The organism is Paraburkholderia sp. BL17N1 (genome assembly GCF_003634175.1).
In the GTDB taxonomy this organism is placed as follows: Bacteria; Pseudomonadota; Gammaproteobacteria; order Burkholderiales; family Burkholderiaceae; genus Paraburkholderia.
Window position 1 is genome coordinate 3,336,891 of record NZ_RBIW01000001.1, and the last position, 23,279, is coordinate 3,360,169.

Consider the following 23,279-nt stretch of genomic DNA (forward strand, 5'->3'; position numbering starts at 1 on the left):
ACTGGCAGCAGGGAGACAAAGATGGATCGCTTCAAACAGATCGAAACCTTCGTGCGTGTCGCGGATGCCGGCAGCCTGGCGGCGGCCGCGCTGGAGGAGGGCGTGTCGCCGGTGATTCTCGGCCGCCGCATCGACGCGCTGGAAAAGCGCCTCGGCGTCAAACTCATGTACCGATCGACGCGGCGGCTGGTGGTCAGCGAAGACGGCGCCGCGTTTCTTGAGCGCTGCCGGGGTCTCCTCACCGAATGGGATCAGGCGGAAAACGAACTCAGCGCCGGGCGGCGCGCCGTGAACGGCCATCTGATCGTGTCGGCGCCGGCGGCGTTCGGGCGCAAGCACGTCGCGCCGCTCGCGCCGGTGTTTCTCGCCGACAAGCCGGAATTGCAGGTGTCGTTCAATCTGACCGACCGGGTGGTGGATCTGGTACGCGAGGGTTACGACCTGTCGATCCGGATCGGCGGCGCGGTCGATCCGAACTTCGTCGCGGTCAAGCTGGCGTCGAACCGGCGCGTGGTGTGCGGCACGCCGGAGTATTTTCGCCAGCACGGCCGGCCGAAAACGCTCGAAGACCTGCCGCAGCACAACTGTCTCGCGTTCAATCTGCAAGGCGGACAGAACCGCGGCTGGTATTTCCGCCGCAACGGCAAGCTGGCGACGGTGCGGGTGGGCGGCACGCTCGACTGCAACGACGGTGAATTGCTGCATCGCTGGGTGTCGGAAGGTCTCGGCCTCGGCTGGCGCTCCACGTGGGAGATCCAGCAGCAGCTGGCGCGCGGCGAGCTGGAAACCGTGCTCGACGAGTTCGCGCTGCCCGACTACGACATTCTCGCCGTCTACCCGCAGCAGCGGTACGTGCCGGCGAAGGTGCGGTACTTCATCGATTATCTGAAAGAGGTCTACGCCAGCGAGGATTACTGGAACCGCCCGGCTTACTAAGCCCTGCCGCATCCGGGCGCGCTGGCGGTTCGGCCGGATTTTTTGCGGATTCCGGGCGGCGCCGGGAATAAACTCGGCAAATGGCCGGTTATCCGTTGCAGAGAGTGTCCCGACGAGCTACATCGCATAGCCGCAATGCCCTGGAGGGCCGAGGTGGTCCAGACCGATTCAGAACCTGTCCGCGCGCACGGCGAGTCCGAAGCAGCGAGGAGCCGGCGCTTTCAGCAGATGGCGCTGCCGCACCTCGATGCCGCGTACAACCTTGCACGCTGGTTGTGCGGTAATGCGAGCGATGCCGACGACGTCGTGCAGGAAGCGTTCATGCGCGCATTCCGCTTCTTCGACACGTTTCGCGGCGACTCGGCGCGGCCCTGGCTGCTGGCGATCGTGCGACGCACCTGGTACACGGAATGGCGACGACGTTCGTCGTCGCATGAGACGGTGGAGTTCGACGACACCATGGACGACGCCTCGTTCGAAGGCTGGAGCGTCGGCGGCGCCGATCCGCAGGCGCTCCTGATCCGCGACGAAGACACGAAGCGCGTGCACGAGGCGCTTGCGCAGTTGCCTGTTGAATATCGGGAAGTACTGATGCTGCGGGAGCTGGAGGAAATGGGTTACAAGGAGATCGCCGCGGTGGCCGACGTGCCGATCGGCACGGTGATGTCCCGGCTCGCGCGGGGGCGTCGCAAGCTTGCCGCGCTGCTCATGGAGAAACAGGGGGGCGGAAGCGCTTCGCACCGGTCGTCGGCGTGCGCGGCGGCCGGCCCGGGCAGATCGGCTACGGCGAGCGTGACCCCATTGCGGGCGTCCGCCAATGGCCGGCCGCTCAACACACCCGGCGGCGGTGCCGCCGGCAACGCTCAGGAGACGCCAGATGGACTGTAACGAAGCGCGGCCGCTCCTCGACGCGAACGCCGATCACGAATTGCCCGCGCCGGACGCCCGGCGCGTCCAGCAGCACATCGAGAGTTGCGACGCCTGCCGGCGCGAAAGCGAGAACCTGCGAGCCTTGAGTGGCGCGGTGCGCGCGCTCCCTTACCATCGTGCGCCGCAGTCGCTGCGCGAGCGGATCATCGCCGGATTGCCGTCCGTCGACGAGCCGGTTGCGGCGGCCGAGGCGCCGGTTGCCAACGTCAAGGCGCCGCCGCGCGCGCAGGCGCGGCGCGGCTGGCTCGAGCGTTTGCTGGCTGGTATGCGTGCGCCGCAGGGTGGCTTGGGCTGGCCGACGGGCGCTGGCACGGGCGGCGTCGGCGGTGGCGCGGTGGGCTCAGGCGGCGTGTTCGGGCGCGGCTGGCTGACGGTGCTGGTGCTCGCGCTGTGCGCGGCGGCGGCTGGCGTGGCGCTGAACCTGCGTCGGCCGGCGGACTTCGGGCCATTTACCGACGAGTTGATAGAAAGTCACGTACGCGCGCAGGTCTCGGGACGTGACATCGACGTGATTTCGACGGACCGGCATACGGTCAAGCCGTGGTTCAATGGCCGGCTCGACTATTCGCCGCCGGTCGAGGATCTCGCGGCGAACGGCTTTGCGCTGGAGGGCGGCCGCCTCGATTACCTCGCGCATCAGCGGGTGGCCGTGCTGGTGTACCGCTACCAGAAGCATGTGATCGACGTGTACGTCTTTCCGCAGACCGCCTCCAGCGGCACGGCGCCGGCGACGCTCGGCCGCGAAGGCTACTCGATTGCGCACTGGAATGCGGAAGGCATGACCTGGTGGGCGATCTCGGACGCCGCGCCGGACGCGCTGAAGGGACTCGAAGTGGCGCTGAAGGCGCGTCTGCAAAGCGGCAGCGAGCGCACGGAAACTGGCTCGTAGACTGCGACCGGCGCGCGGGGCGGCCCTGGCGGGCCGCAGGCCGCCGGGGCTTGCGGGTGCGGCCGCTCCACAGGTTTCGTCGCGCGTTTCAGGCCGCCAGGCGCAAGAAACTGTCTCCACGTCGCGGCGCCGGCGCCTAAACCTTTGAAAACACACCCGATTCGCGCCTCGCAATAACGGGATATCTTGCAACCCGGCCCCAATCGGGTTACACTCTTTGGCTTCTCACTTGCCACACCGGTTCGACGCCCGGGTGGCTTTAATCCATAAGTCAGCACAAGGAGTGAATATGCGTCATTACGAAATCGTATTTATCGTGCACCCGGATCAGAGCGAGCAAGTGCCCGCCATGATCGAGCGTTACAAGTCCACGATCACCTCGCACGGTGGCCAGATCCACCGTATCGAAGACTGGGGCCGTCGCCAACTGGCCTACATGATCGAGAAACTCGCGAAGGCTCACTACGTCTGCATGAATATCGAATGCGACCAAACCACGCTCGACGAGCTGGAACACGCATTCAAGTTCAACGACGCTGTTCTGCGTCACCTGATCGTCAAGATGAAGAAGGCCGAGACCGGCCCGTCGCCGATGATGAAGGAAGTGCAGCGCGAAGAAGCCAAGAAGTCGGCTGCTACGCAACCGTCCGAAGCGCAGGCTTAAGACACACTATTTAAGCTACCAGATCCAAGCGTCGTTCTCGTCGAAGGCTACATGAATCGGCTGCAACTGACGGCCAGCGTCGTTGAACGCGAACCGGTGCGATATACCCCCGCCGGCGTTCCGATTGCAGGTTGCACGTTGCACCACCGCACGGAAGTCGTCGAAGCCGGCATTACCCGGCAAGTCGAACTGACCATGCAGGCAGTAGCCGCAGGCGAGGCGAGCGGTAAGCTGGAAAGCTGTCAGATGGGCGTGGAAACGCTCTTCACAGGCTTTCTGGCAAAAAAGCACCGCAACGCAAGAACTCTGGTATTTCACATCACAGCATTGCAGGACATTGGAAAGGACTGAACATGCCCCGCCCGACTGGTAAGAAATTCGACAAGCGTCGTCAGCAACAAAATCCGCTCTTCAAGCGCAAGAAGTTCTGCCGTTTCACGGCCGCTGGCGTCGATCACATCGACTACAAAGACCTCGAAACGCTGAAGGACTTCATCGGCGAAAACGGCAAGATCACGCCGGCGCGTCTCACGGGTACGAAGTCGCACTATCAACGCCAGCTGGATACGGCAATCAAGCGCGCACGTTTCCTCGCGCTGGTGCCGTACACCGACCAGCACAAGGCCTAACCCGACGACGCGATAAGGAGTCTCCGAATGCAAATTATTCTTCTGGAAAAAGTCGTCAATCTGGGCAACCTGGGCGATATCGTGAAGGTCAAGGACGGTTACGCACGTAACTTCCTGATCCCGAACAAGCAAGCTCGCCGTGCAACGAAAGAAGCTTTGGCTGAATTCGAAGTGCGTCGCGCAGAACTGGAAAAAGTCGCCGCTGAAAAGCTGGCTGCAGCTACCGCTCAAGGCGAAAAGCTGGGTGGCTCGACCGTTCAGATCAATCAGAAGGCTGGCGTCGACGGCCGTCTGTTCGGTTCGGTGACGAACGCGGACATCGCTGAAGCCCTGGTCAAGCAAGGCTTCGCAGTGGAAAAGGCGCAAGTGCGCCTGCCGGAAGGCCCGCTGAAGCTGGTTGGCGAGCACGCAGTTCAAATCTCGCTGCACACCGACGTCCTGGTCGATGTGACGGTGGCTGTGATCGGCGAACACGTCTAAGCATCAGGTAGTATTTGCCAGGACGTTGCTGGCGAAGGGCAGGGGCCGGGTAACCGGCCCCTGCCTTTTTTGTGCCTGTTTTTTGTTTTTCCCGCTCGCCGCGGCCGCTCGATTACCCGATAATTCCTCTCCATGAACGCACCGTCCAAAGATCCCCAACTCGAGTCGCTGAAAGTCCCGCCGCATTCGATCGAGGCCGAGCAATCGGTGCTGGGCGGCCTGCTGCTCGACAATGCCGCGTGGGACCGCATCGCCGATTTCCTGTCGCAGAGCGATTTTTACCGCTACGACCACCGCATCATCTTCGAGCACATCGGCAAGTTGATCGCGGCCACGCGCCCGGCCGACGTGATCACCGTCTACGAGGCGCTCGGCACCTCGGGCAAGGCGGAAGAGGTCGGCGGTCTGGCCTATCTGAACGCGCTCGCGCAGAACACGCCGAGCGCGGCCAACATCCGCCGCTACGCGGAAATCGTACGCGATCGCGCGGTGTTGCGCCGGCTAGTCTCGGTCGCCGATGAAATCTCGGCCGACGCCTTCAATCCGCAGGGCAAGGAAGTCCGGCAGTTGCTGGATGAGGCCGAATCGAAGGTTTTTTCGATCGCCGAGGACGGCGCGCGCGGCACGCAGGGTTTCCTCGAAATTGGACCGCTGCTCACGCAAGTTGTCGAGCGGATCGACACGCTTTATCACACCGCCAATCCGAGCGACGTGACCGGCACGCCGACCGGCTTCGTCGATCTGGACCGCATGACTTCGGGCATGCACGGCGGCGAGCTGATCATCGTCGCGGGTCGTCCGTCGATGGGTAAAACGGCATTTTCGATGAATATCGGCGAATATGTGGCGGTCGAGTACGGCTTGCCGGTCGCGGTGTTCTCGATGGAAATGCCGGGTTCGCAGCTCACCATGCGTATGCTCGGCTCGGTCGGACGGCTGGATCAGCACCGTATGCGAACCGGGCGCCTCACCGACGAGGATTGGCCGAAGCTTACGCACGCTGTGCAGAAAATGAGCGAAGCGCAGATTTTCATCGACGAAACGGGCGGTCTGAACCCGATGGAATTGCGCTCGCGCGCGCGCCGATTGTCGCGCCAGTGCGGCAAGCTGGGGCTGATTATCATCGACTATTTGCAGCTCATGAGCGGGTCGTCGTCAGGTGAAAACCGCGCGACCGAAATCTCGGAAATCTCGCGTTCGCTGAAGAGTCTCGCCAAGGAGCTCGACGTACCGGTGATCGCCTTGTCGCAGCTCAACCGCGGCCTTGAACAGCGCCCGAACAAGCGGCCAATCATGTCCGACTTGCGCGAATCCGGCGCTATCGAACAGGATGCCGACGTGATCCTGTTCATTTACCGCGACGAAGTGTATAACCCGGACAGCCCGGACAAGGGCACGGCCGAAATTATCATCGGCAAACAGCGGAACGGTCCGATCGGCCCTGTTCGGCTCACGTTCCATGGTCAATTCACGAAGTTCGACAATTTTGCGGGCGCGCAAAATTTCTACAGCGACTAGAAACGCAATTCGCGCAGAAGTGAAGCCATAAGTGCAGCGTCGTTGTAACGGCGCTTTCACAAGTGCGGCCAGGGTCTCGCAACGGTACAATGTGGCGGTTTTATGTCAGCCATAATGTGACCAATTTTCGGGATCCCAATGTTCGGTCGATTCATGCCCACCGAGGGCAAGTTCTTTGAAATTTTCAATGCGCACGCAACGTGCATCGTCTCGGCAAGCCGCGAACTCGAGCTGCTGATCGACAACCTGCAGGACGCCGAGACTCATAAGCAAAACGTGCAGAAAGCCGAGAAGGCCGCTGACAAGCTCACGCACGAAACCATCGACCTGCTGCACAAGACGTTCATCACGCCGCTCGACCGTGACGAGATCCACAAGCTGATCACCACGATGGACGACATCCTCGACCTGATGGAAGACGTCGCCACCGCCATTTCGCTGTACGACGTTCAAGCCGTGACTTCCGAGGCGAGCCAGTTGGCGCACATCTGCACCGCCACCTCCGAGCGCGTGCAGTTTGCCGTCAGCCTGCTGTCCGACATGAAGCAGGCCAGCCAGATCCTGAAGGCCTGCGAGGACATCGACCGTCTGGAATCGGAAGCCGACCGCGTGCTGCGCTCGGCCATGTCGAAGCTGTTCCGCGAAGAAGACAACGTCAAGACCCTGATCAAGCTCAAAGCGATTTACGAATTGCTCGAAACGATCACGGACAAGTGTGAGGATGTAGCGAACATCATCGAAGGCATCGTGCTGGAAAACGCATAATGCAATCGATACAACTCGCAATCTGGGTCGTCGTCGGCCTGGTCGCCGTCGCGCTGGTTTTCGACTTCATGAACGGCTTTCACGACGCGGCGAATTCGATCGCCACGGTCGTCTCGACTGGCGTGCTGAAGCCGCAGCAGGCCGTGGCTTTCGCGGCGGCCTTCAACGTCATCGCGTATTTCGTGTTCCACCTGAAAGTGGCCGCGACCGTCGGCAAGGGCACGATCGACCCGAACATCGTCGATCATTACGTGATATTCGGCGCGCTGGTCGGCGCGATCGGCTGGAACATCATCACCTGGCATTACGGCATTCCATCGAGTTCCTCGCACGCGCTGATCGGCGGCCTGGTGGGCGCCGCGCTCGCCAAGTCGGGCTGGGGCTCGCTCAACTTCGACGGCCTGATGAAGACGGTGGCCTTCATCTTCATTTCGCCGCTGCTCGGCTTCGTGCTCGGCTCGTTCTTCATGCTGGCGGTGTCGTGGATCTACTTCCGCACGCCGCCGAGCAAGGTCGACCGGCGTTTCCGGCGCCTGCAACTGGTGTCGGCGGGTTTGTACAGCCTCGGGCACGGCGGCAACGACGCGCAGAAAACCATCGGCATTATCTGGATGCTGCTGATCGCGACCGGCTATGCGTCGTCGTTCGCGGATGCGCCGCCGCTGTGGGTGATCGGCGGCTGCTATCTTTCCATGGGCATCGGCACGCTGTTCGGCGGCTGGCGCATTGTCCGCACGATGGGGCAGAAGATCACCAAGCTCAAGCCCGTGGGCGGCTTTTGCGCGGAGTCGGGCGGCGCGATCACGCTGTTCACTGCATCGTGGCTCGGCATTCCCGTGTCCACCACGCATACGATTACCGGCGCGATCGTCGGGGTCGGCGCGACGCAGAAGCTGAGCGCGGTGCGTTGGGGCGTGGCCGGCAATATCGTGTGGGCGTGGATTCTGACGATCCCGGCTTCCGCGGCGCTCTCCGGCGCCGCCTGGTGGCTCGGCCACCGTTTCCTGTAAAACCGCGCGGCGGCGCTGCCCGCCGCGCTATCAAACTGTCCGGATTCGTAGCGCGCCGTCTAGATGAGCGGCGTGCTGGCACCGTCCATCGGGACGATTGCGCCGGTCACATAGCTCGCGCGGCGGCTCGCCAGAAATAGCGCGACGTCGGCGATTTCCTCCGGTTTGGCATAGCGGCCGAGCGGCACTTTGGCCTGCCCGCGCGTGAGCGCTTCCGCGCTCTCGATGCCTTGCTGCGTCGCTTCCAGCTTGACGGCTTCGTCGACACGCTCGGTCAGCGTCGCGCCGGGGTTGATCGCGTTGATGCGGATGCCGTAGCGCGCGTAATAGTGAGCGAGGCCGACGGTGGCGAGCATCAGCGCGGCGTTCGCGGCGCCGCCGGCAATATGGATATCGCTCGCGATCTTGCCGCCCATGCCGATAATGTTGACGATCGTGCCGGGCTCACCGCCGTTGCCGGACCTGGCGCGCTCGGCCATGCGGCGCAGTACTTCCTGCTGGGGATAGATGTAGGGGAAGTATTTCGCTTCCATGGTGGCGCGGAACGCGTCGGCGTCGAGCGTTTCCGGATCATAGCGGCGCGCGGCGCCGGCGCTGTTGATCAGTACGTCGATCGGGCCGACTGCGGTGCTGACTTCCTCGACGATATCGGCGGCGCTGTGCGGTTCGTGCAGGTCGGCGCGGGTCCGGTGCACGTGCAGGCCTTCCTGCTTCAACTGCTCGTAAGCGCGCGCGAGGTTGGCGGGATCGCGCGAGACGATCGCGACTTTGGCGCCCTCGAGCGCGAACGCGCGGGCGCACGCGAACCCGATTCCCTTGCTGCCGCCTGTGATCAACACCACCTTGTCTTTGAGCCCGAGATCCATCGTCATCACCCGCTGTCGGAAGAATACCGATGACGATAGCAGATCAGCGGGGGCGGTGTCGTGTGTGGGGTGGTGGTGAGGGGGAGGATCGTGAACGACTGAGCGTCACCTGTTGTTCGTGCGCCGACGGCCGGTTGTATAACGAAATATCTAAGCCAGGCGGCGCGATTTGGGCATGGCTCCAAGCGCCAAGTGCGAGTTGTCGGGCGCCGCGTGACGCTGAACGGCCGAGCGCGCTGCTGTGAGGTCCGCGCACCCTGGCTTGCCGCAGCCTACATCGCGTCGTATCGACACGAAAGCGGCTCGATCCACGCCTGTTTGCGCCAAACCCACATCACGGCGTCAGAAATTGCCGTTGGCAAAGCGCGCGATCGGGTCGTCGTTGGTTTGCGTGGGCGCGGGCATGCCGCGCGCGCCCGTCGAAGCCCGCATGATCTGCACGCCGCCGTTGTCGTCGGCTTGCTGCGCCTGGCGAGCCTGGCGCGCGGCGACGGACGCGGGCGGCGGCGGCTCGAACGCGTCGGCGGCGGCGTCGATTGGATCGGGCGCACGGGAGGTCGCCATTTGCGGTGCCGTGCGTGAAGCGGCCGCCTGTTGTTGAGCAGGCGCGCCGGCGATGCCGTCATAGGCGCTGGCTTGAGCGGCTGGAACCGGCGTCGGCGACACCGCGCCTGCCGCACGCGCCTGCATCTGCGCCGCGCTCAGTCCCGGCGGTGGCGGTTCGAACGGATCGGCTTGCGGCGCGGCCGCGGTCGTTGCCGATTGCGTCTCGGAGGGAGACGGCACGCGCGACGTTGCCGCGACGCGGGCTGTCTGCTGCGACGGCGATTGGGGTTGCAGCGCGCTAGCGGCATAAACCGGCGGCGCCTGTGAAGCAGTCTTCGCCGACGTCGGCGCCACGGTCGCCGCCTTACCTGCATACGCCGGCACACCCGCAGCCGCCGCATAAGCTGGCGCCGTCTGCGCCACGCGCTCAGGCTGCGGCGCCGCCGCCTGATAACTCGGCGTATCGAATGGCGCCGGTGTCGCTGCCGGCGCGGCCACGCGGCGGATCCCGTCGAAACGCTTGGCCCAATACGGATTGGTCAGATAGTCGAGCCGCACCGTGCCGCCGGTCGACGGCGCGTTGACGAAGCGCAGCTTGCCCACATAGATGCCAACGTGCGAATGCGCGCGCCCCGTCGTATTGAAGAAAATCAGATCGCCCGGCGCGATCTCGTCCGGTTCGATCGATTCGCCGCGCCCGCTCATATCCGCCGTCGTGCGCGGCAGATTAACGGATGCTGCGCGCGACACCACATAGCGAACCAATCCGCTGCAATCGAAGCCGCTATCCGGCGTATTCCCGCCCCAACGGTATGGAATGCCGACGAGACTCATCGCCTGAATCGAGATTTCCTCGCGGCCGATGCTGTGATCGACGAAGTTCGGAAAGCCGGGCGGCGGAGCATGATAAGCGCCGTTCGCCACCACGACCGAACTGCCCGCGCGCGACGACGTTTTCTGCGGCGCGCCGGCACAGGCGGCGAGCAGCAGAACAGTCAGCAGCGAAAAGGCGAGTCGGCGCATGAAGACGAGGAGAGCGGTAAACGCCCGTTTAACGGCGAACGATGTCGGGATGGTAGCCCTTGGAACCTCGCTCCGGCAAGAATTCTTGACAAATTACTTGAAGTTCGTGCGCTAAGTGTTGCCCGGCGAGAACGTACAGTCAAGAAAAAAGCCGCGTCCGGATTACTCCCGACGCGGCTTCTAGATAACGCTAACTAATTGAAACTTAGAGAATTTCCGACGCGTAATCCGCAAGGCGCGAACGCTCGCCGCGCGCCAGTGTCACATGCCCGCTGTGCGCCCAGCCCTTGAAGCGATCGACCACGTACGTCAAACCCGAACTGCCTTCCGTCAGATAAGGCGTATCGATCTGCGCGATGTTGCCGAGACAAATGATCTTCGTGCCCGGACCCGCGCGCGTGACCAGCGTCTTCATCTGCTTCGGCGTCAGGTTTTGCGCCTCGTCGATGATCAGGTACTTGTCCACGAACGTGCGGCCACGCATGAAGTTCATGCTCTTGACCTTCAGGCGTGAGCGGATCAGTTCCTGCGTCGCGGCGCGGCCCCATTCGCCGGCTGCGTCGTCGGTTTTCTGCAGGACTTCGAGGTTGTCGTCGAATGCACCCATCCACGGTTGCATTTTTTCCTCTTCCGTACCCGGCAGGAAGCCGATGTCTTCGCCGACCGGCACCGTCGCGCGCGTCACGATGATCTCGTTGTAGCGCTTGTCGTCCAGCACCTGCGCGAGACCGGCGGCGAGCGCGACCAGCGTCTTGCCGGTGCCGGCCTGACCCAGCAGCGTGACGAAGTCGATCTCCGGATTCATCAACAGGTTCAGCGCGAAGTTCTGCTCGCGATTGCGCGCCGTGATGCCCCAAACGTTGTTCTTGTGGTGCCCGTAGTCGCGCAAGGTTTGCAGCAGCGCTGTCTTGCCGTTCAGTTCGCGCACCAGCGCGTGAAACGCCGGCTCGCCGTTCTGCGGCTCCAGATAGACGAACTCGTTGACCAGCATCGAGGCGCACAGCGGACCCGTGACACGGTAGTACGTCGTACCGGTCTTGGTGTCCTGCCAGCTTTCCATGCCCTTCGCGTGCTTGGTCCAGAAATCCTGCGGCAGCGCGCGGATGCCGGAATACAGCAGATCGCTGTCTTCGAGCACCTGGTCGTTGAAGTAGTCTTCAGCGGGCAGGCCGAGCGCATGCGCCTTGATGCGCATGTTGATGTCTTTCGACACCAGCACGACCTGGCGATCCGCCCGGTCGCGCTGCAGCGCGCGCACCACGCCGAGGATCTGGTTGTCGGCCTTGCCTTCCGGCAGACCTTCCACCGGCTCGATGGCGTTGAGCTTGGTCTGGAAGTACAGACGCCCGGAAGCCTCGCGGCTGCCCAGACGCGCGAGCGAAATGCCGTCGGATATATTGCCGGCGTTCGCCACCAGCGCGTCGAGCGTGCGGCTCACCTGGCGAGCGTTGCGCGCGACTTCCGACATGCCTTTCTTGTGGTTGTCGAGTTCCTCCAACGTCATCATCGGCAGATAGACGTCGTGTTCCTCGAAGCGGAACAGGCAGCTCGGATCATGCATCAGCACGTTCGTGTCGAGCACGAAGAGCTTCTGCATTTCAACCGGCTCGGTGCCCGCACCGCGTTTCTTGGTGGTGCCGCGCGTAGCCGGCGCGGCAGCCGTGGGCGTGCTCGCTTCAGCCTGCTTCGCGCTCGGCGCGCGGGCCACGACCGGCTGCGCGGCCGGCTCGGCTTGCGGACGACTGGCCGGAACCGGTTGCAGCAGTGCGGCGGTCTGCTTCGTTTTGCGACCACGCGCCGGAGCAGCCTGTTCAGCGGATGCGGACGCAACAGCGGCCGCCGACGATGCCGGCACCGGCCGCAAAGTGGTCGCGGCATTGGCGGCGTGTGCCATCGGCGTGGCGACGTTCGCGCGGCCGTAGTCGGCCGACTCTGCGGATTCCCCAACGACCGCCTGTTTCTTCGCGACCGAGCGCGCCGGGCTGGCGGCTTTGGCCTTGTATTCGTCAGGCGGCAGGAGATTGCCGAGCTTGCTGGGGGGGGTAGGCAAAGGCATGGTTTCCCTCGAATTAATCGGGTCACATATCGTGCGCCGCCTGTCGCATTCTGCCGGTGCCAGTGGGTGCGCACGCAGATTGCGCCCGGAGGCGCGCATTCGGTCTAGAGATGCCGGTTCGCCTGGTCTTCGATCGGCTCCTTAACGGATGCGCGTGGCCGAGTGAACGAACGGCTCCGCGCAATTAAAAAAGCCGCCGCCCCGGCGTACGGGGCAAGCGGCTCGCCTACAGTGCTCGCGTTGCACTTCGCGACTCCGACGGAACCCAGCAAACGGGAAGCGGCCGTCAAGTCTGGCGCAGCGGCAAAAATTTGGGGTGTACAGGCACTCATTGCAACCCAATATAACGCGCCTCAAAGCGCTTGTACAGCCTCCAGAATATCGTCGACGTGGCCCGGCACTTTCACGCCGCGCCACTCCTGGCGCAGCACGCCTTCAGCGTCGATGAGGAACGTGGAGCGTTCAATTCCCCGTACCTCTTTGCCATACATTTTCTTCATTTTGATGACGTTGAAGAGCGCGCACAGCGTTTCTTCAGGGTCCGAGATCAGCGGGAAGGGCAATTCGAGCTTTGCCTTGAAGTTGTCATGCGAGCGCAGGCTGTCGCGCGACACGCCGAGGATTTCCGCGCCGGCCTTCTTGAACTTCGGATACAGATCGCGGAACTGCAGACCTTCGGTCGTGCAGCCCGGCGTGTTGTCCTTCGGATAAAAATACAGCACCACCTTCTTGCCCCGCAGCTTGGACAGCGTGATCTCGCCGCCGGTAGCGGGGGCGGTGAAGTCGGGGATGGGTTGGTCGACTGCAATGGGCACGAGGTTCTCCGGTTGTGATGGCCTGCGCCGGATGACTGCGGCGGCGTCGGCCTGGCATCGAGACTTTGGGGGAGGGGCGGCCGGCGCGCGGCATGCTCTCGCGCGGCGGCGGGTCTGTCAGGGCCGGCTGCGGATCGGCCAGTCAGGGCTGGACAATCAACTCGCCGGAGCGCCCTGGAATTTCGCCCCATGTAACAGGGTACGATGGCAGCGTACTGCGGTCTAGCGTCGCGTAGTAATCACCCATCGTCGCGAAGGTATGGCCCTGCGCGCGCCAGCCTTCCAGAAGCTGCTCGAAGATCGGCGCGAGCTTTTGCCCTTCGAGTTCCGCGTGCAGCGTGAACACCTGGTCGTGCGGATTGTTTTCCGTGTGCTTCAACATCCACGCCGCGACGTTGTGCGTTTCGACACCGTCCACACCGAGCACTTCGTCGAGCGTGGGCAGCGTGGTGGGCATCTGCACGTGCGAGAGCGTGCGCCCGCCGACCACCGGCAGATACGGCGAGTGGCCGCGTCCGTCGGACGCGTAGCGCATGCCCCAGGCGTCGATCTGTTCGAACGCATGGCCGTTCATTTGCCAGCCTGCCGCGCCATGCGTGACCGGCGGCGCGCCGAACACCTCGACGAAACGGTCATGGCTTTGCTGCATTTGCGCCGTAGTCCATGCGCGGTCTTTCGAGCGCACGTTGTCCTGCCAATACACGTGGTCCCACGTATGAATGCCGCATTCGAAGCCGGCTTCATGGATCGCGCGCATTTCCGCCGACGCCTTGGCGCCGATGTCCGGGCCGGGCAGCAGCACGCCGTACATCAGCTGCTTGATGCCGTAGTGTTCGACCACCGAAGTGCGCGACACCTTCTTCAGAAAGCCCGGTCGCAATACGCGGCGCATTGCCCAACCGGTGTGGTCGGGCCCGAGGCTGAAGAGGAAAGTGGCGCGCGCCTTGAAGCGGTCGAAAATGCGCGCGAGGTTCGGCACGCCTTCGCGGGTGCCGCGCAGCGTGTCGACGTCGATCTTCAGGACGATGCGAGCCAAGGATCAGCCCTTATTGCTGTTCGACGAGCGCGCGCGCTTCGCCGACGTGGCCGCGATACGCTTCGAAAATCTTGCGCAGCGCTTCGTCGAAGGTCGACTTCGGCGCCCAGTCGAGTTCCTGCATGGTGTTGTCGATCTTCGGTACGCGGTTCTGCACGTCCTGGTAGCCCGCGCCGTAGTACGCGCCCGACGAGGTCTCGACCAGTTGCACCTGCTTGGCCGTGTCCGCGTATTCCGGGAATTCCGCGGCGAGCGTCAGCATCTTGTGCGCGAGTTCACGCACCGAGAAATTGTTGGTCGGGTTGCCGATGTTGTAGATCTTGCCCGTGGCGACACCGTCTTTATTCTCGATGATCTTCATCAGCGCGCCGATGCCGTCGTCGATATCCGTGAACGCACGTTTTTGCGCGCCGCCGTCCACCAGGCTGATGTTCTCGCCGCGCACGATATGGCCGAGGAACTGCGTGACCACGCGCGAACTGCCTTCCTTCGGCGTGTAGATCGAATCGAGGCCCGGGCCGATCCAGTTGAACGGACGGAACAGCGTGAAGTTCAGGCCTTCCATGCCGTAACCCCAGATCACACGGTCCATCAACTGCTTGGAGCAGGCGTAGATCCAGCGCGGCTTGTTGATCGGTCCGTACGACAGTTGCGATTCTTCCGGGTCGAACTGCTCGTCCGTGCACATGCCGTAGACCTCGGACGTGGACGGAAACACGAGGTGCTTGCCGTACTTGACGGCCGAACGCACGATCGGCAGGTTCGCCTCGAAATCCAGTTCGAACACGCGCAACGGCTGCTTCACGTACGTGGCGGGCGTGGCGATCGCGACCAGCGGCAGGATCACATCGCACTTCTTGACGTGATATTCGACCCACTCCTTATTGATCGTGATGTCGCCTTCAAAGAAGTGCATCCGTTCATGATTGATGAGGTCGCCCAGACGTTCGGTCTGCATGTCCATCCCGAACACTTCCCAATCGGTCGTTTCGAGAATGCGCTTGGACAGGTGATGGCCAATGAAGCCGTTCACACCCAGGATCAGGACTTTTTTCATTGATGGCGGGGAGTTTGGATGAGCTGGGCAAATTCGGCCGGAGTGACGACAGTCTCGCTGCCGTCGTGCTGGTGCCGCAATTCGTGGATGGCGATCGCGCGGCCGTCGCCGCATATCGCGAAAACGGCATTATCGCTTACGTGCAGGCCCGGGGGCAAATCCGAGCGAAGCGCGCCGGGCGCGGAGAGGCGCGCGCGCGCGACGATGAAACGCCGCCCGCCGAGGTCCGTGAAAGCGCCCGGGTAGGGCGGTGCGACCGCGCGGATCAGGTTGTAGACCTGCTGCGCCGTTTGCGTCCAGTCGATGCGGCCGTCTTCCGGCTTGCGGCCGCCGTAGTAGCTGCCGTGCGCGAGGTCGTTCGGCAGACGCGGCGCCTCGCCCGCCAGCAGGGACGGCAGCACGCGCCACAGCGTTTGTTCGGCGGCCACGGTGACTTTGTCGAACACTTGCGCGGCGGTGTCGTCGGGCAGGATCGGCACCGGCGTTTGCGCGAGGATCGCGCCCGCGTCCGGCTTGGCGGCCATTTCGTGCAGCGTCGCGCCGGTTTCCGTTTCGCCGTGAATCACCGCCCAATTGGTCGGCACGCGGCCGCGGTATTTCGGCAGCAGCGAGCCATGCATGTTGTAAGCGCCCCGTGCGGCGAGCGCCAGTACGTCGACCGGCAGCATGTGGCGGTAGTAGAACGAGAAGATGAAGTCCGGGCGCGCGGCGCTTACCGCGGCGCGCAGCTCGGCACTCTTCGGATCGTTCGGCGTGACGACCGGAATGCCGTGCTCGGCCGCGACCGAGGCGACGCTGCCGAACCAGATGTTTTCGCTCGGGCTGTCTTCGTGCGTGACGACGAGCGCCACGTCCACGCCGCGCGCGAGCAGCACCTGCAGACAGCGCACGCCGACGTTGTGATAGGCGAATACGACGGCGCGTGGCTTCATGGAGTCGGGCCCTGATCGAGGAGCGGCGCGGCCTGCACGGCCTGCACGACGGTCTGGCGCGGCGCTTCGGTCACGGTCGTGCCGTCGCGCTGTTCGAGAATGGTCTGCACGAGATAGCGCGGACGCGCGCGCACCTGCTGATAGATCCGGCCAATATATTCGCCGAGCAGGCCGAGCGCGAAGATGATCACGCCGAGCAGGAAGAAGGTGATAGCGAACAGCGTGAACACACCTTGCACTTCCGCGCCGATAATGAAGCGCCGAATCAGCAGCAGCACGAACAGCGCCGCGGAGCCGAGCGACAGAATCACGCCGATGAACGACAGCCATTGCAGCGGCACGACCGAAAAGCCGGTCACGAGGTCGAAGTTCAGGCGGATCAGCGAGTACAGCGAGTACTTCGATTCGCCGGCAAAACGCTCTTCGTGCGCGACCTCGATTTCGACCGGATTCTGCGCGAAGGTGTAGGCGAGCGCCGGAATGAACGTGTTGATTTCGCCGCAGCGATTGATCGTGTCGACAATGTGCCGGCTGTACGCGCGCAGCATGCAGCCCTGATCCGTCATCTTGATGCGGGTGATGCGCTCACGCAGCCGGTTCATCACGCGCGAGGCCTTGCGGCGCCACAGGCTGTCCTGGCGCTGCAGGCGAATCGTGCCGACGTAGTCGTAGCCTTCGCGCATCTTGTTGACCAGCTTGCCGATTTCTTCCGGCGGATTCTGCAGGTCGGCGTCGAGCGTGATGACGATCTCGCCGCGCGATTGCTCGAAGCCCGCCAGAATCGCCATGTGCTGGCCGTAGTTGCCGTTCAGCAGGATCACGCGGGTCGTGTCGGGGCGCGCGCGGAACTGTTCGGCGAGCAGGGCGGCGGATTTGTCGCGGCTGCCGTCGTTGATGAAGATCACTTCATAACCGGCGCCGAGCGCGTCGAGCGCCGGATACAGGCGCGCGAACAGCGCGGCCAGACCGGCTTCCTCGTTGTACACCGGGATGATGACCGACACTTCCGGCGTATCCGACGCTGCAGCGCGATGTTCCGAATAAATCATTTCCGCTTATTTTCCGTATTGTTCGCAAATTTCATTGACCGCGCGGCACACGCGCTCCACGTCGCCTTCGTTCATCAACGTGAAGAGCGGTAGCGTGACGTTGGTCGCGCCGAACTTCTCCGCATGCGGGAACATGCCTTCCTTGAAGCCACGCGCGCGATACAGCGAGAACAGGTGGATCGCCGGGTAGTGCACGCCCGAACCGATGCCACGTTCTTTCAACTCACCCATGAAGCCGGCGCGGTCGATCGACAGTCTGTCGAGCGGCAGCGTGATCTGGAACATGTGCCAGTTGCTGTTTTTATAGTCAGCAAACGGCAGGCCGACTCCCAGTTTGAGCGCCGCGCCGCCTTCGAGACCCGCGAAATACGCGCGCACGAGCTTCCTGCGTTGCGCGAGGAAGCGCTCCAGATGCGGCAGCTGGCCGAGGCCGACGCGCGCGGCGACGTCTGTCAGGTTGTACTTGCCGCCCAGCACGTCGCAGTCCATGCCGTCGAAGCCGGTGCGCGTGATGCCTTGCAGCCGGTACTTCTGGGCGAGGATCGCTTCTTCCTCGCTGTTCAGCACCAGCGCGCCGCCCTCGATCGACGTGAGGTTCTTGTTCGCATGAAAGCTGAACGAAACCATGTCGCCCAGCTTGCCGATGCGCTCGCCGTTCCATGTCGAGCCGAACGCTTGGGCGGCGTCTTCGATCACGCGCAGTTTGTGCGCGCGGGCGATTGCGTAAAGACGGTCCATGTCGACCGGCAGGCCCGACAGGTACACCGGAATCAGCGCCTTGGTGCGCGGTGTGATGGCTTTTTCCAGCAGGTCGAGGTCGATGTTGCGCGTGACCGGGTCGATGTCGGCGAACACCGGCGTCGCGCCGACTTCATAAATCACGTTGCTCGTCGACACCCACGAGGCGGGTGTGGTGATGACTTCGTCGCCTTCGCCCACGCCGGCGATACGCAGGCCGATTTCCAGCGTTGCCGTGCCGGAATTGAAGGTGCGCACCGGACGTCCGCCGCAGAACTCGGAAAGCGCCGCTTCGAACTTCTGGTTCTGGGGACCGGTGGTGATCCAGCCGGAGCGCAGCACGTCGGCGACGCCCTGGATCGTTTCCTCATCGATCTCGGGTTTGACAAAGGGCAAAAACGGGACTGTTGACTGGGTCATGAATGCTTCGCTCGATTGAAAGAGGCGCAAACCGCAGGGCGCGCAGGACACCACACACTACGCGCAAAACCCGGGGCCGCGGCAAAAAAGGGCGCAACCGCGCAGCATACCGTGGTCAACCTTACGGATTCCTTAATCGGTGGGGCTGTCCGCTTACGGTATCTTTTGCCGTCTAGACCTTCCCGGTCTGCGCCTGCGATAAACAGTAATAAATTGTGTCCTGCACACCTTGCCCCGGACAGTGGCGCCTAGCTGCGCGCCAGCACCACCACGCCGACCAGGATGATGCCGATGCCGATCAGCTTCTGTACCGACAGCACTTCGCCGAACAGGTACCACGCCGCGAACGCATTGACGATGTAGCCGAGCGACAGCATCGGATAGGCGATCGACACGTCCACCCGCGACAGCCCGATGACCCACACTGCCACGCTGATCACATAACAGGCCAGGCCGCCGATGATCGGCGGCTGCGTTGCCAGGCGAAAGGCGATGGGCAGGATGTTCGCACGGGTGAATTCGAAGTGTCCAACGGCATTCGTGCCGGCTTTGAGCAGCAACTGCGCACCGGCGTTCAACGTGACGCCTGCAAGAATGCAAAAGAGGGAAATCGGGTTCATCGAACGGTTAGATCCTGATATGGGGTCATTGTTGTGCTTTTTCTACCGGCGTCGACGCAGGCGCTTCGGCGTCGGCCGCGCCGGCCGCCGTGGGCATGGCCGTCGGCTTTTCCACCACCACGCGGCGCGAGTCGCGCGCGATCACCCGCATCGGCAGGCCTTCCTTGAGGAGACGGTCGTAGGTGCCCGGCGGGATCAGGGCAAGCGCATAGCGGTCGGACTTCCAGCGCTCGACCCAGGCATCGATGGAGGGAATCCATTTCTGCGGCTCGACGGACACGCCGAACGCGAGTTCGTCAGGGTGCTCGACCATGATCATGGTGTGGTCGACATAGAACGGCATGGTGTGGTCGAGTACGCCGACCGAGTAGAAGGGCGTATCCGCCGGCAGCTTCGCGATCTCGGTCTTGATCGCCGGCGCGAGCGGCGCGCCGGAGCTCAGGCGCCCGAACACGTCGTGACCCGTGCCGGCGATGGTGCCGAGCAGCAGCCACGCCGCGCCGAAGGTGGCGACGGCGCCGAGGCTGCCGGCCCGGCCGCGGCGGTTCAGCCACAACGCGGCCAGCGTCATCACGAAGGCGACGGCCAGCGCCGCCAGCACCCACGTGCGGTACTCGGCGTACAGCTCGGCCGGATTGCGGGCGCTGCCAAAGCGCGCCATGAACAGCGCGGCGAATGCGGCGACTACGAGAAAAAGTGCATAACCGGCGAGGTGGCGGCGCAACTGCTCGCGCGTGACGAGCGGCAGATACATGCCGATCAGGAGCGCGATCGGCGGGGCGATCGGCAGCGTGTAGGACAGCAGCTTCGAGTGCGACGCGCTGAAGAACAGGAAGATGAAGACGGTCCACGTCAGCATCAGCGTGACCGGTGCGAAGCCGTTCGGCTGGCGCGGCAGGCGCCACGCATGGCGCACGCTCTGCAGCGTGACCGAAAGCCACGGCAGAAAGCCCACGATCAGCACCGGCACGAAGTAGTAGAACGGCCCCGGACGGTTCTGCTCAGGCGTCAGATAGCGCTTGAACTGCTGAACGATGAAGAAGAAGTTCAGGAACTCCGGATTGCGCTGCTGCACGAGCACGAACCACGGCGTGACGATCGCGAAGAACACGATCAGGCCGCCGATCAGATGCAGGCGCTTCCATACGGCCCAGTCGCGCGCGATCACCGTGTACAGCACGAGCACCGCGCCCGGCAGGATCACGCCGACAAGGCCTTTGGACAGCACGGCCAGCGCCATCGAACCCCAGCACACCCACATCCAGCCGCGCACGCTGCCGGTCGGCAGGTTGGGGCGCTGCGCGAGCAGCAGCGCGCACAGCGTCAGCTCCATCCAGAACGACAGGCCCATGTCGAGCGTGTTGAAGTGGCCCATCAGGTTCCAGTACGGCGACGTTGCCAGCACGATCGCCGCGAACACGCCAGTCGCCGCGTTGAACACGCGCGCGCCGGTAAAGCCGACCAGCAGCACGCCGGCAAAGCCCGTCAGTGCCGTATAGAGCCGCGCCTGCCATTCGCCGACGCCGAACCACGCGAACGTGAGCGCGTTCGCCCAGGTTTGCAGCGGCGGTTTCTCGAAATATTTGTAGCCGTTGTAGCGCGGCGTGATCCAGTCGCCGGTGACGAACATTTCGCGCGCCATTTCGGCGTAGCGGCCTTCGTCGCTAGGCAGCAGATGGCGCCAGCCGAGCGGCACGAACCAGATCACGGCAAGGGCCAGCACCAGCAGCAGAATCGTAGTGCGGTTGAGCGGTAGCCTCGTCGGCGTATCGTTCATGGATTTCAACCTTTGTGGCGACGCCGCGCAGGCGGCGAAGCGGTGTTGTTTGGAAATGGCGACCGGTCGGGCGCGGCTGTTAGCGGAGCGGCCGGCGCTTTGCCAGACGGCCACTGCCGGGGCGTGCGAGCATGAGACTGTCCGCGCCGCGTTCTGGTTGCCTTGGCACGCGCCGTCAGCTTCGACGGCGGCGCGGCGGCACCTCCCGTCGACAGATCCTTCTCGGCTCGGGCGGGCGTGCCAAGGCTGCCGTTCCAGCAATCAATGGCGCGCAGTGTACGTGATCGGCCGTGACTCGGCCAGGGCGCGCAGTTCGGCCCGGCGGCGCCGATGCTTCCGATACGGACGCGCAGCGGCCTCGTATGCGCATCGCAAACACGCGCACGAGGCCGGCGCCGCTTGGGCTCTAGGCCTCGATCAGCAGCGCGGCCGCGACCTTGCGGCCCTCGGCCATCAGAATGTTGTAGGTGCGGCAGGCGGCTTTGAAGTCCATCGTCTCCACGCCGATGCGCTTCGCGGTGAGCGCGGCGGTCAGGCGCGGATGCGGAAAGCGCAGCCGTTCGCCGCTTCCGAACACGACCACTTCGGGCGCGGAGTCGACCAGCATGGCGAAGTGCTCTGCGCTCAGCTGCTCGAAAGAGGAGACGGGCCAAGCAATGACCGGCGCGTCCGGCAGCACGAGAATGCTGCCCGAGTGGCGCACCAGATTGATTTCGACATAGTCGGCGCCGTAGCCGGTCACGGTGTTGAGGGCGCCGCTCGAATCCTGATGTAGTTTCAAATTGGTTTTCCGAAGTCGTCGTGAGACATCATGCGTGTGGCCGGCCTGACCGATGCAGCGGAGCCAGGCGATTCGACGCGAGTGCGACACGCGCATGGTGTACTAGCGGGACAGAAGCGGCCGAAAAGCTCGCCGTTGCGGTTGGTGCATTGCGGAAGTCGGCCAAAATCCGCTAAATTATAACTTTTTAGCCGCCTTGCGGCGCCCCTCGCTCATGTGCCGCCACAAGCCGCGCGGAGTCCACGGGTGCGGCCCACCGGCTACCCGCCTGGTTTTGCCCGCTTTCGGCCGCTTTCGTCTGCAATTGTCTGTGTGGTTCTTCTCGCCGCCGCTCCGGTGCCATTGAGCGCCGGTGCGCCTGAGGAACGCACGCCTGTTCGCCCCCGCCATCAACCAGGATGAAGTGCCCGCCGTGAAACCGATTCTCAAATCCAACAAGTTGTTGAATGTCTGCTACGACATTCGCGGGCCCGTCCTCGAACACGCGAAGCGGCTCGAAGAAGAGGGCCACCGTATCATCAAGCTGAACATCGGCAATCTCGCGCCGTTCGGCTTCGACGCGCCGGACGAAATCATTCAGGACATGATCCTGAACCTGCCGGGCTCGTCGGGTTACTCCGATTCCAAGGGTGTGTTCGCCGCGCGCAAGGCGATCATGCATTACACGCAGCAAAAGGGCGTGCACGGCGTCGAACTGGACGACATCTACATCGGCAACGGCGCCTCCGAGCTGATCGTGATGGCGCTGCAAGGTCTGCTCAACGACGGCGACGAAGTGCTGCTGCCCGCGCCCGATTACCCGCTGTGGACCGCCGGCGTGAGCCTGTCGGGCGGCACGCCGGTGCACTATATCTGCGACGAGTCGAATAGCTGGATGCCCGACCTCGACGACATTCGCGCGAAAATCACCCCGAACACGCGCGCGCTCGTGGTCATCAACCCGAACAACCCGACCGGTGCGCTGTATTCGGACGAACTGCTGCTCGGCCTGATCGAGATTGCCCGCCAGCACGGCCTCGTGATCTTCGCCGACGAGGTCTACGACAAGATCGTCTACGACGGCAAGAAGCACACGTCGATGGCGGCGCTCTCCGAAGACGTGCTCACGGTCACCTTCAACAGCTTGTCGAAAAGCTACCGCTCGTGCGGTTACCGCGCCGGCTGGATGTTCATCTCCGGCCTGACCGCCGGCGAGAATCGCCGTCACGCCAAAGACTACTTCGAAGGGCTCGGCATTCTGGCGTCCATGCGCCTGTGCCCGAACGTGCCCGGCCAGTACGCGATCCAGACCGCGCTCGGCGGCTATCAGAGCATCAACGACCTGATCGTGCCGAGCGGGCGCCTGTACAAACAGCGTGAACTCGCGTATGACATGTTGACGGCGATCCCCGGCGTGAGCTGCGTGAAGCCCGAAGCGGCGCTGTACATGTTCCCGCGTCTGGACCCGAAGATTTATCCGATCCAGGACGACCAGCAGTTCATCCTCGACCTTCTGCTGGAAGAGCGTGTGCTGCTCGTGCAGGGCACCGGCTTCAACTGGCCGACGCCGGATCACTTCCGCGTCGTGTTCCTGCCGAACGTGGACGATCTCGCGGATTCGATCAACCGCATTGCGCGCTTCCTCGACGGTTACCGCAAGCGTCACTCTGCCTAGCGCACAATAGAGCATACGACGCGGCTCCCACCGCGTCGCGCCGTCCGCCGGGCGCCACCCGTTTCCCTTTTAATCATCTACTCGAAAA

General features: G+C 63.5%; 23 protein-coding genes. 11 read left to right on the top strand and 12 right to left on the bottom strand.

Annotation, left to right across the window (positions count from 1 at the left end; genetic code table 11):
- The first annotated feature begins 21 nt into the window (after positions 1-21).
- The 10 genes from B0G82_RS15080 to B0G82_RS15125 all read left to right on the top strand — a co-directional run bounded on the left by B0G82_RS15080 (position 22) and on the right by B0G82_RS15125 (position 7,821).
- Entirely contained in the window at positions 22-936 is a 915-nt protein-coding gene (locus tag B0G82_RS15080) for a LysR family transcriptional regulator (protein WP_012432799.1), read from the top strand.
- A 135-nt stretch (positions 937-1,071) separates the two neighbouring features.
- Positions 1,072-1,824 (top strand): RNA polymerase sigma factor, encoded by a 753-nt coding sequence (locus tag B0G82_RS15085; protein WP_241974591.1) that lies wholly within the window; start codon positions 1,072-1,074, stop codon positions 1,822-1,824.
- Positions 1,814-2,755, top strand: a complete 942-nt coding sequence (locus tag B0G82_RS15090; RefSeq protein ID WP_121307827.1) for a zf-HC2 domain-containing protein — start codon at positions 1,814-1,816, stop codon at positions 2,753-2,755. The genes B0G82_RS15085 and B0G82_RS15090 overlap by 11 nt, the downstream gene beginning before the upstream one ends.
- Before the next feature lie 289 nt (positions 2,756-3,044).
- Positions 3,045-3,419 carry a 30S ribosomal protein S6 gene (rpsF, locus tag B0G82_RS15095; protein WP_006048823.1) on the top strand — a complete coding sequence of 125 codons (375 nt, stop codon included), beginning with the start codon at positions 3,045-3,047 and terminating at the stop codon, positions 3,417-3,419.
- A gap of 51 nt (positions 3,420-3,470) precedes the next feature.
- Positions 3,471-3,770 carry a primosomal replication protein N gene (priB, locus tag B0G82_RS15100; RefSeq protein WP_035550556.1) on the top strand — a complete coding sequence of 100 codons (300 nt, stop codon included), beginning with the start codon at positions 3,471-3,473 and terminating at the stop codon, positions 3,768-3,770.
- 2 nt (positions 3,771-3,772) lie between these two features.
- Positions 3,773-4,048, top strand: a complete 276-nt coding sequence (rpsR, locus tag B0G82_RS15105) for a 30S ribosomal protein S18 (protein ID WP_007182109.1) — start codon at positions 3,773-3,775, stop codon at positions 4,046-4,048.
- 27 nt (positions 4,049-4,075) lie between these two features.
- Positions 4,076-4,528: a 50S ribosomal protein L9 gene (gene rplI, locus B0G82_RS15110; protein WP_106283575.1), complete on the top strand. Its 453-nt coding sequence runs from the start codon at positions 4,076-4,078 to the stop codon at positions 4,526-4,528.
- Positions 4,529-4,660: 132 nt separating this feature from the next.
- Positions 4,661-6,046: a replicative DNA helicase gene (locus tag B0G82_RS15115; RefSeq protein ID WP_074763850.1), complete on the top strand. Its 1,386-nt coding sequence runs from the start codon at positions 4,661-4,663 to the stop codon at positions 6,044-6,046.
- Between the two features lie 138 nt (positions 6,047-6,184).
- Positions 6,185-6,811 carry a DUF47 domain-containing protein gene (locus B0G82_RS15120; protein ID WP_012432805.1) on the top strand — a complete coding sequence of 209 codons (627 nt, stop codon included), beginning with the start codon at positions 6,185-6,187 and terminating at the stop codon, positions 6,809-6,811.
- The gene (locus B0G82_RS15125) at positions 6,811-7,821 is read left to right on the top strand and encodes an inorganic phosphate transporter (RefSeq protein WP_121307828.1); all 1,011 of its coding nucleotides are present in this window, start codon (positions 6,811-6,813) and stop codon (positions 7,819-7,821) included. The genes B0G82_RS15120 and B0G82_RS15125 overlap by 1 nt, the downstream gene beginning before the upstream one ends.
- Positions 7,822-7,880: 59 nt before the next feature.
- On the opposite strand, the gene B0G82_RS15130 is transcribed toward B0G82_RS15125, so the two are convergent.
- From B0G82_RS15130 to B0G82_RS15190, 12 genes are all read right to left on the bottom strand, one after another.
- Positions 7,881-8,687 (bottom strand): SDR family oxidoreductase, encoded by an 807-nt coding sequence (locus tag B0G82_RS15130; RefSeq protein ID WP_121308711.1) that lies wholly within the window; start codon positions 8,685-8,687, stop codon positions 7,881-7,883.
- Between the two features lie 342 nt (positions 8,688-9,029).
- Positions 9,030-10,256 carry a C40 family peptidase gene (locus tag B0G82_RS15135; protein WP_121307829.1) on the bottom strand — a complete coding sequence of 409 codons (1,227 nt, stop codon included), beginning with the start codon at positions 10,254-10,256 and terminating at the stop codon, positions 9,030-9,032.
- Positions 10,257-10,461: 205 nt separating this feature from the next.
- The gene (locus tag B0G82_RS15140; RefSeq protein WP_121307830.1) at positions 10,462-12,312 is read right to left on the bottom strand and encodes a PhoH family protein; all 1,851 of its coding nucleotides are present in this window, start codon (positions 12,310-12,312) and stop codon (positions 10,462-10,464) included.
- A 353-nt stretch (positions 12,313-12,665) separates the two neighbouring features.
- A complete protein-coding gene (locus tag B0G82_RS15150) occupies positions 12,666-13,127 on the bottom strand; it encodes a peroxiredoxin (RefSeq protein ID WP_073426815.1) in 462 nt (153 codons plus the stop codon).
- 142 nt (positions 13,128-13,269) lie between these two features.
- Positions 13,270-14,163 carry a polysaccharide deacetylase family protein gene (locus B0G82_RS15155; protein WP_121307831.1) on the bottom strand — a complete coding sequence of 298 codons (894 nt, stop codon included), beginning with the start codon at positions 14,161-14,163 and terminating at the stop codon, positions 13,270-13,272.
- 10 nt (positions 14,164-14,173) lie between these two features.
- Positions 14,174-15,220 (bottom strand): bifunctional UDP-4-keto-pentose/UDP-xylose synthase, encoded by a 1,047-nt coding sequence (locus tag B0G82_RS15160; protein ID WP_012432812.1) that lies wholly within the window; start codon positions 15,218-15,220, stop codon positions 14,174-14,176.
- Positions 15,217-16,152 (bottom strand): formyltransferase, encoded by a 936-nt coding sequence (locus B0G82_RS15165; protein ID WP_121307832.1) that lies wholly within the window; start codon positions 16,150-16,152, stop codon positions 15,217-15,219. The genes B0G82_RS15160 and B0G82_RS15165 overlap by 4 nt, the downstream gene beginning before the upstream one ends.
- A complete protein-coding gene (locus tag B0G82_RS15170; protein WP_116116826.1) occupies positions 16,149-17,201 on the bottom strand; it encodes a glycosyltransferase in 1,053 nt (350 codons plus the stop codon). The genes B0G82_RS15165 and B0G82_RS15170 overlap by 4 nt, the downstream gene beginning before the upstream one ends.
- Before the next feature lie 6 nt (positions 17,202-17,207).
- Positions 17,208-18,359 carry a DegT/DnrJ/EryC1/StrS aminotransferase family protein gene (locus tag B0G82_RS15175; protein WP_121308712.1) on the bottom strand — a complete coding sequence of 384 codons (1,152 nt, stop codon included), beginning with the start codon at positions 18,357-18,359 and terminating at the stop codon, positions 17,208-17,210.
- A gap of 248 nt (positions 18,360-18,607) precedes the next feature.
- Positions 18,608-18,979 (bottom strand): SMR family transporter, encoded by a 372-nt coding sequence (locus tag B0G82_RS15180; RefSeq protein WP_106283566.1) that lies wholly within the window; start codon positions 18,977-18,979, stop codon positions 18,608-18,610.
- A 25-nt stretch (positions 18,980-19,004) separates the two neighbouring features.
- Positions 19,005-20,756, bottom strand: a complete 1,752-nt coding sequence (locus tag B0G82_RS15185) for a glycosyltransferase family 39 protein (RefSeq protein WP_121307833.1) — start codon at positions 20,754-20,756, stop codon at positions 19,005-19,007.
- Between the two features lie 406 nt (positions 20,757-21,162).
- Positions 21,163-21,537, bottom strand: coding sequence for an Mth938-like domain-containing protein (locus tag B0G82_RS15190; RefSeq protein ID WP_116116829.1), 375 nt, complete (start codon positions 21,535-21,537; stop codon positions 21,163-21,165).
- 403 nt (positions 21,538-21,940) lie between these two features.
- On the opposite strand from B0G82_RS15190, the gene B0G82_RS15195 reads away from it, so the two are divergent.
- Entirely contained in the window at positions 21,941-23,191 is a 1,251-nt protein-coding gene (locus B0G82_RS15195; protein WP_106283651.1) for a pyridoxal phosphate-dependent aminotransferase, read from the top strand.
- Positions 23,192-23,279 lie beyond the last annotated feature (88 nt).

Bases quoted from the DNA above. Each gene is read 5' to 3' on its own strand.
- B0G82_RS15175 (WP_121308712.1), bottom strand. From the start codon at position 18,359: ATGACCCAGTCAACAGTCCCGTTTTTGCCCTTTGTCAAACCCGAGATC.
- B0G82_RS15080 (WP_012432799.1), top strand. From the start codon at position 22: ATGGATCGCTTCAAACAGATCGAAACCTTCGTGCGTGTCGCGGATGCC.
- B0G82_RS15170 (WP_116116826.1), bottom strand. From the start codon at position 17,201: ATGATTTATTCGGAACATCGCGCTGCAGCGTCGGATACGCCGGAAGTG.
- B0G82_RS15185 (WP_121307833.1), bottom strand. From the start codon at position 20,756: ATGAACGATACGCCGACGAGGCTACCGCTCAACCGCACTACGATTCTG.
- B0G82_RS15165 (WP_121307832.1), bottom strand. From the start codon at position 16,152: ATGAAGCCACGCGCCGTCGTATTCGCCTATCACAACGTCGGCGTGCGC.
- B0G82_RS15140 (WP_121307830.1), bottom strand. From the start codon at position 12,312: ATGCCTTTGCCTACCCCCCCCAGCAAGCTCGGCAATCTCCTGCCGCCT.
- rpsR (WP_007182109.1), top strand. From the start codon at position 3,773: ATGCCCCGCCCGACTGGTAAGAAATTCGACAAGCGTCGTCAGCAACAA.
- B0G82_RS15090 (WP_121307827.1), top strand. From the start codon at position 1,814: ATGGACTGTAACGAAGCGCGGCCGCTCCTCGACGCGAACGCCGATCAC.
- priB (WP_035550556.1), top strand. From the start codon at position 3,471: ATGAATCGGCTGCAACTGACGGCCAGCGTCGTTGAACGCGAACCGGTG.
- B0G82_RS15130 (WP_121308711.1), bottom strand. From the start codon at position 8,687: ATGGATCTCGGGCTCAAAGACAAGGTGGTGTTGATCACAGGCGGCAGC.
- B0G82_RS15160 (WP_012432812.1), bottom strand. From the start codon at position 15,220: ATGAAAAAAGTCCTGATCCTGGGTGTGAACGGCTTCATTGGCCATCAC.
- B0G82_RS15085 (WP_241974591.1), top strand. From the start codon at position 1,072: ATGCCCTGGAGGGCCGAGGTGGTCCAGACCGATTCAGAACCTGTCCGC.
- B0G82_RS15125 (WP_121307828.1), top strand. From the start codon at position 6,811: ATGCAATCGATACAACTCGCAATCTGGGTCGTCGTCGGCCTGGTCGCC.
- B0G82_RS15180 (WP_106283566.1), bottom strand. From the start codon at position 18,979: ATGAACCCGATTTCCCTCTTTTGCATTCTTGCAGGCGTCACGTTGAAC.
- rpsF (WP_006048823.1), top strand. From the start codon at position 3,045: ATGCGTCATTACGAAATCGTATTTATCGTGCACCCGGATCAGAGCGAG.
- B0G82_RS15115 (WP_074763850.1), top strand. From the start codon at position 4,661: ATGAACGCACCGTCCAAAGATCCCCAACTCGAGTCGCTGAAAGTCCCG.
- B0G82_RS15135 (WP_121307829.1), bottom strand. From the start codon at position 10,256: ATGCGCCGACTCGCCTTTTCGCTGCTGACTGTTCTGCTGCTCGCCGCC.
- B0G82_RS15120 (WP_012432805.1), top strand. From the start codon at position 6,185: ATGTTCGGTCGATTCATGCCCACCGAGGGCAAGTTCTTTGAAATTTTC.
- rplI (WP_106283575.1), top strand. From the start codon at position 4,076: ATGCAAATTATTCTTCTGGAAAAAGTCGTCAATCTGGGCAACCTGGGC.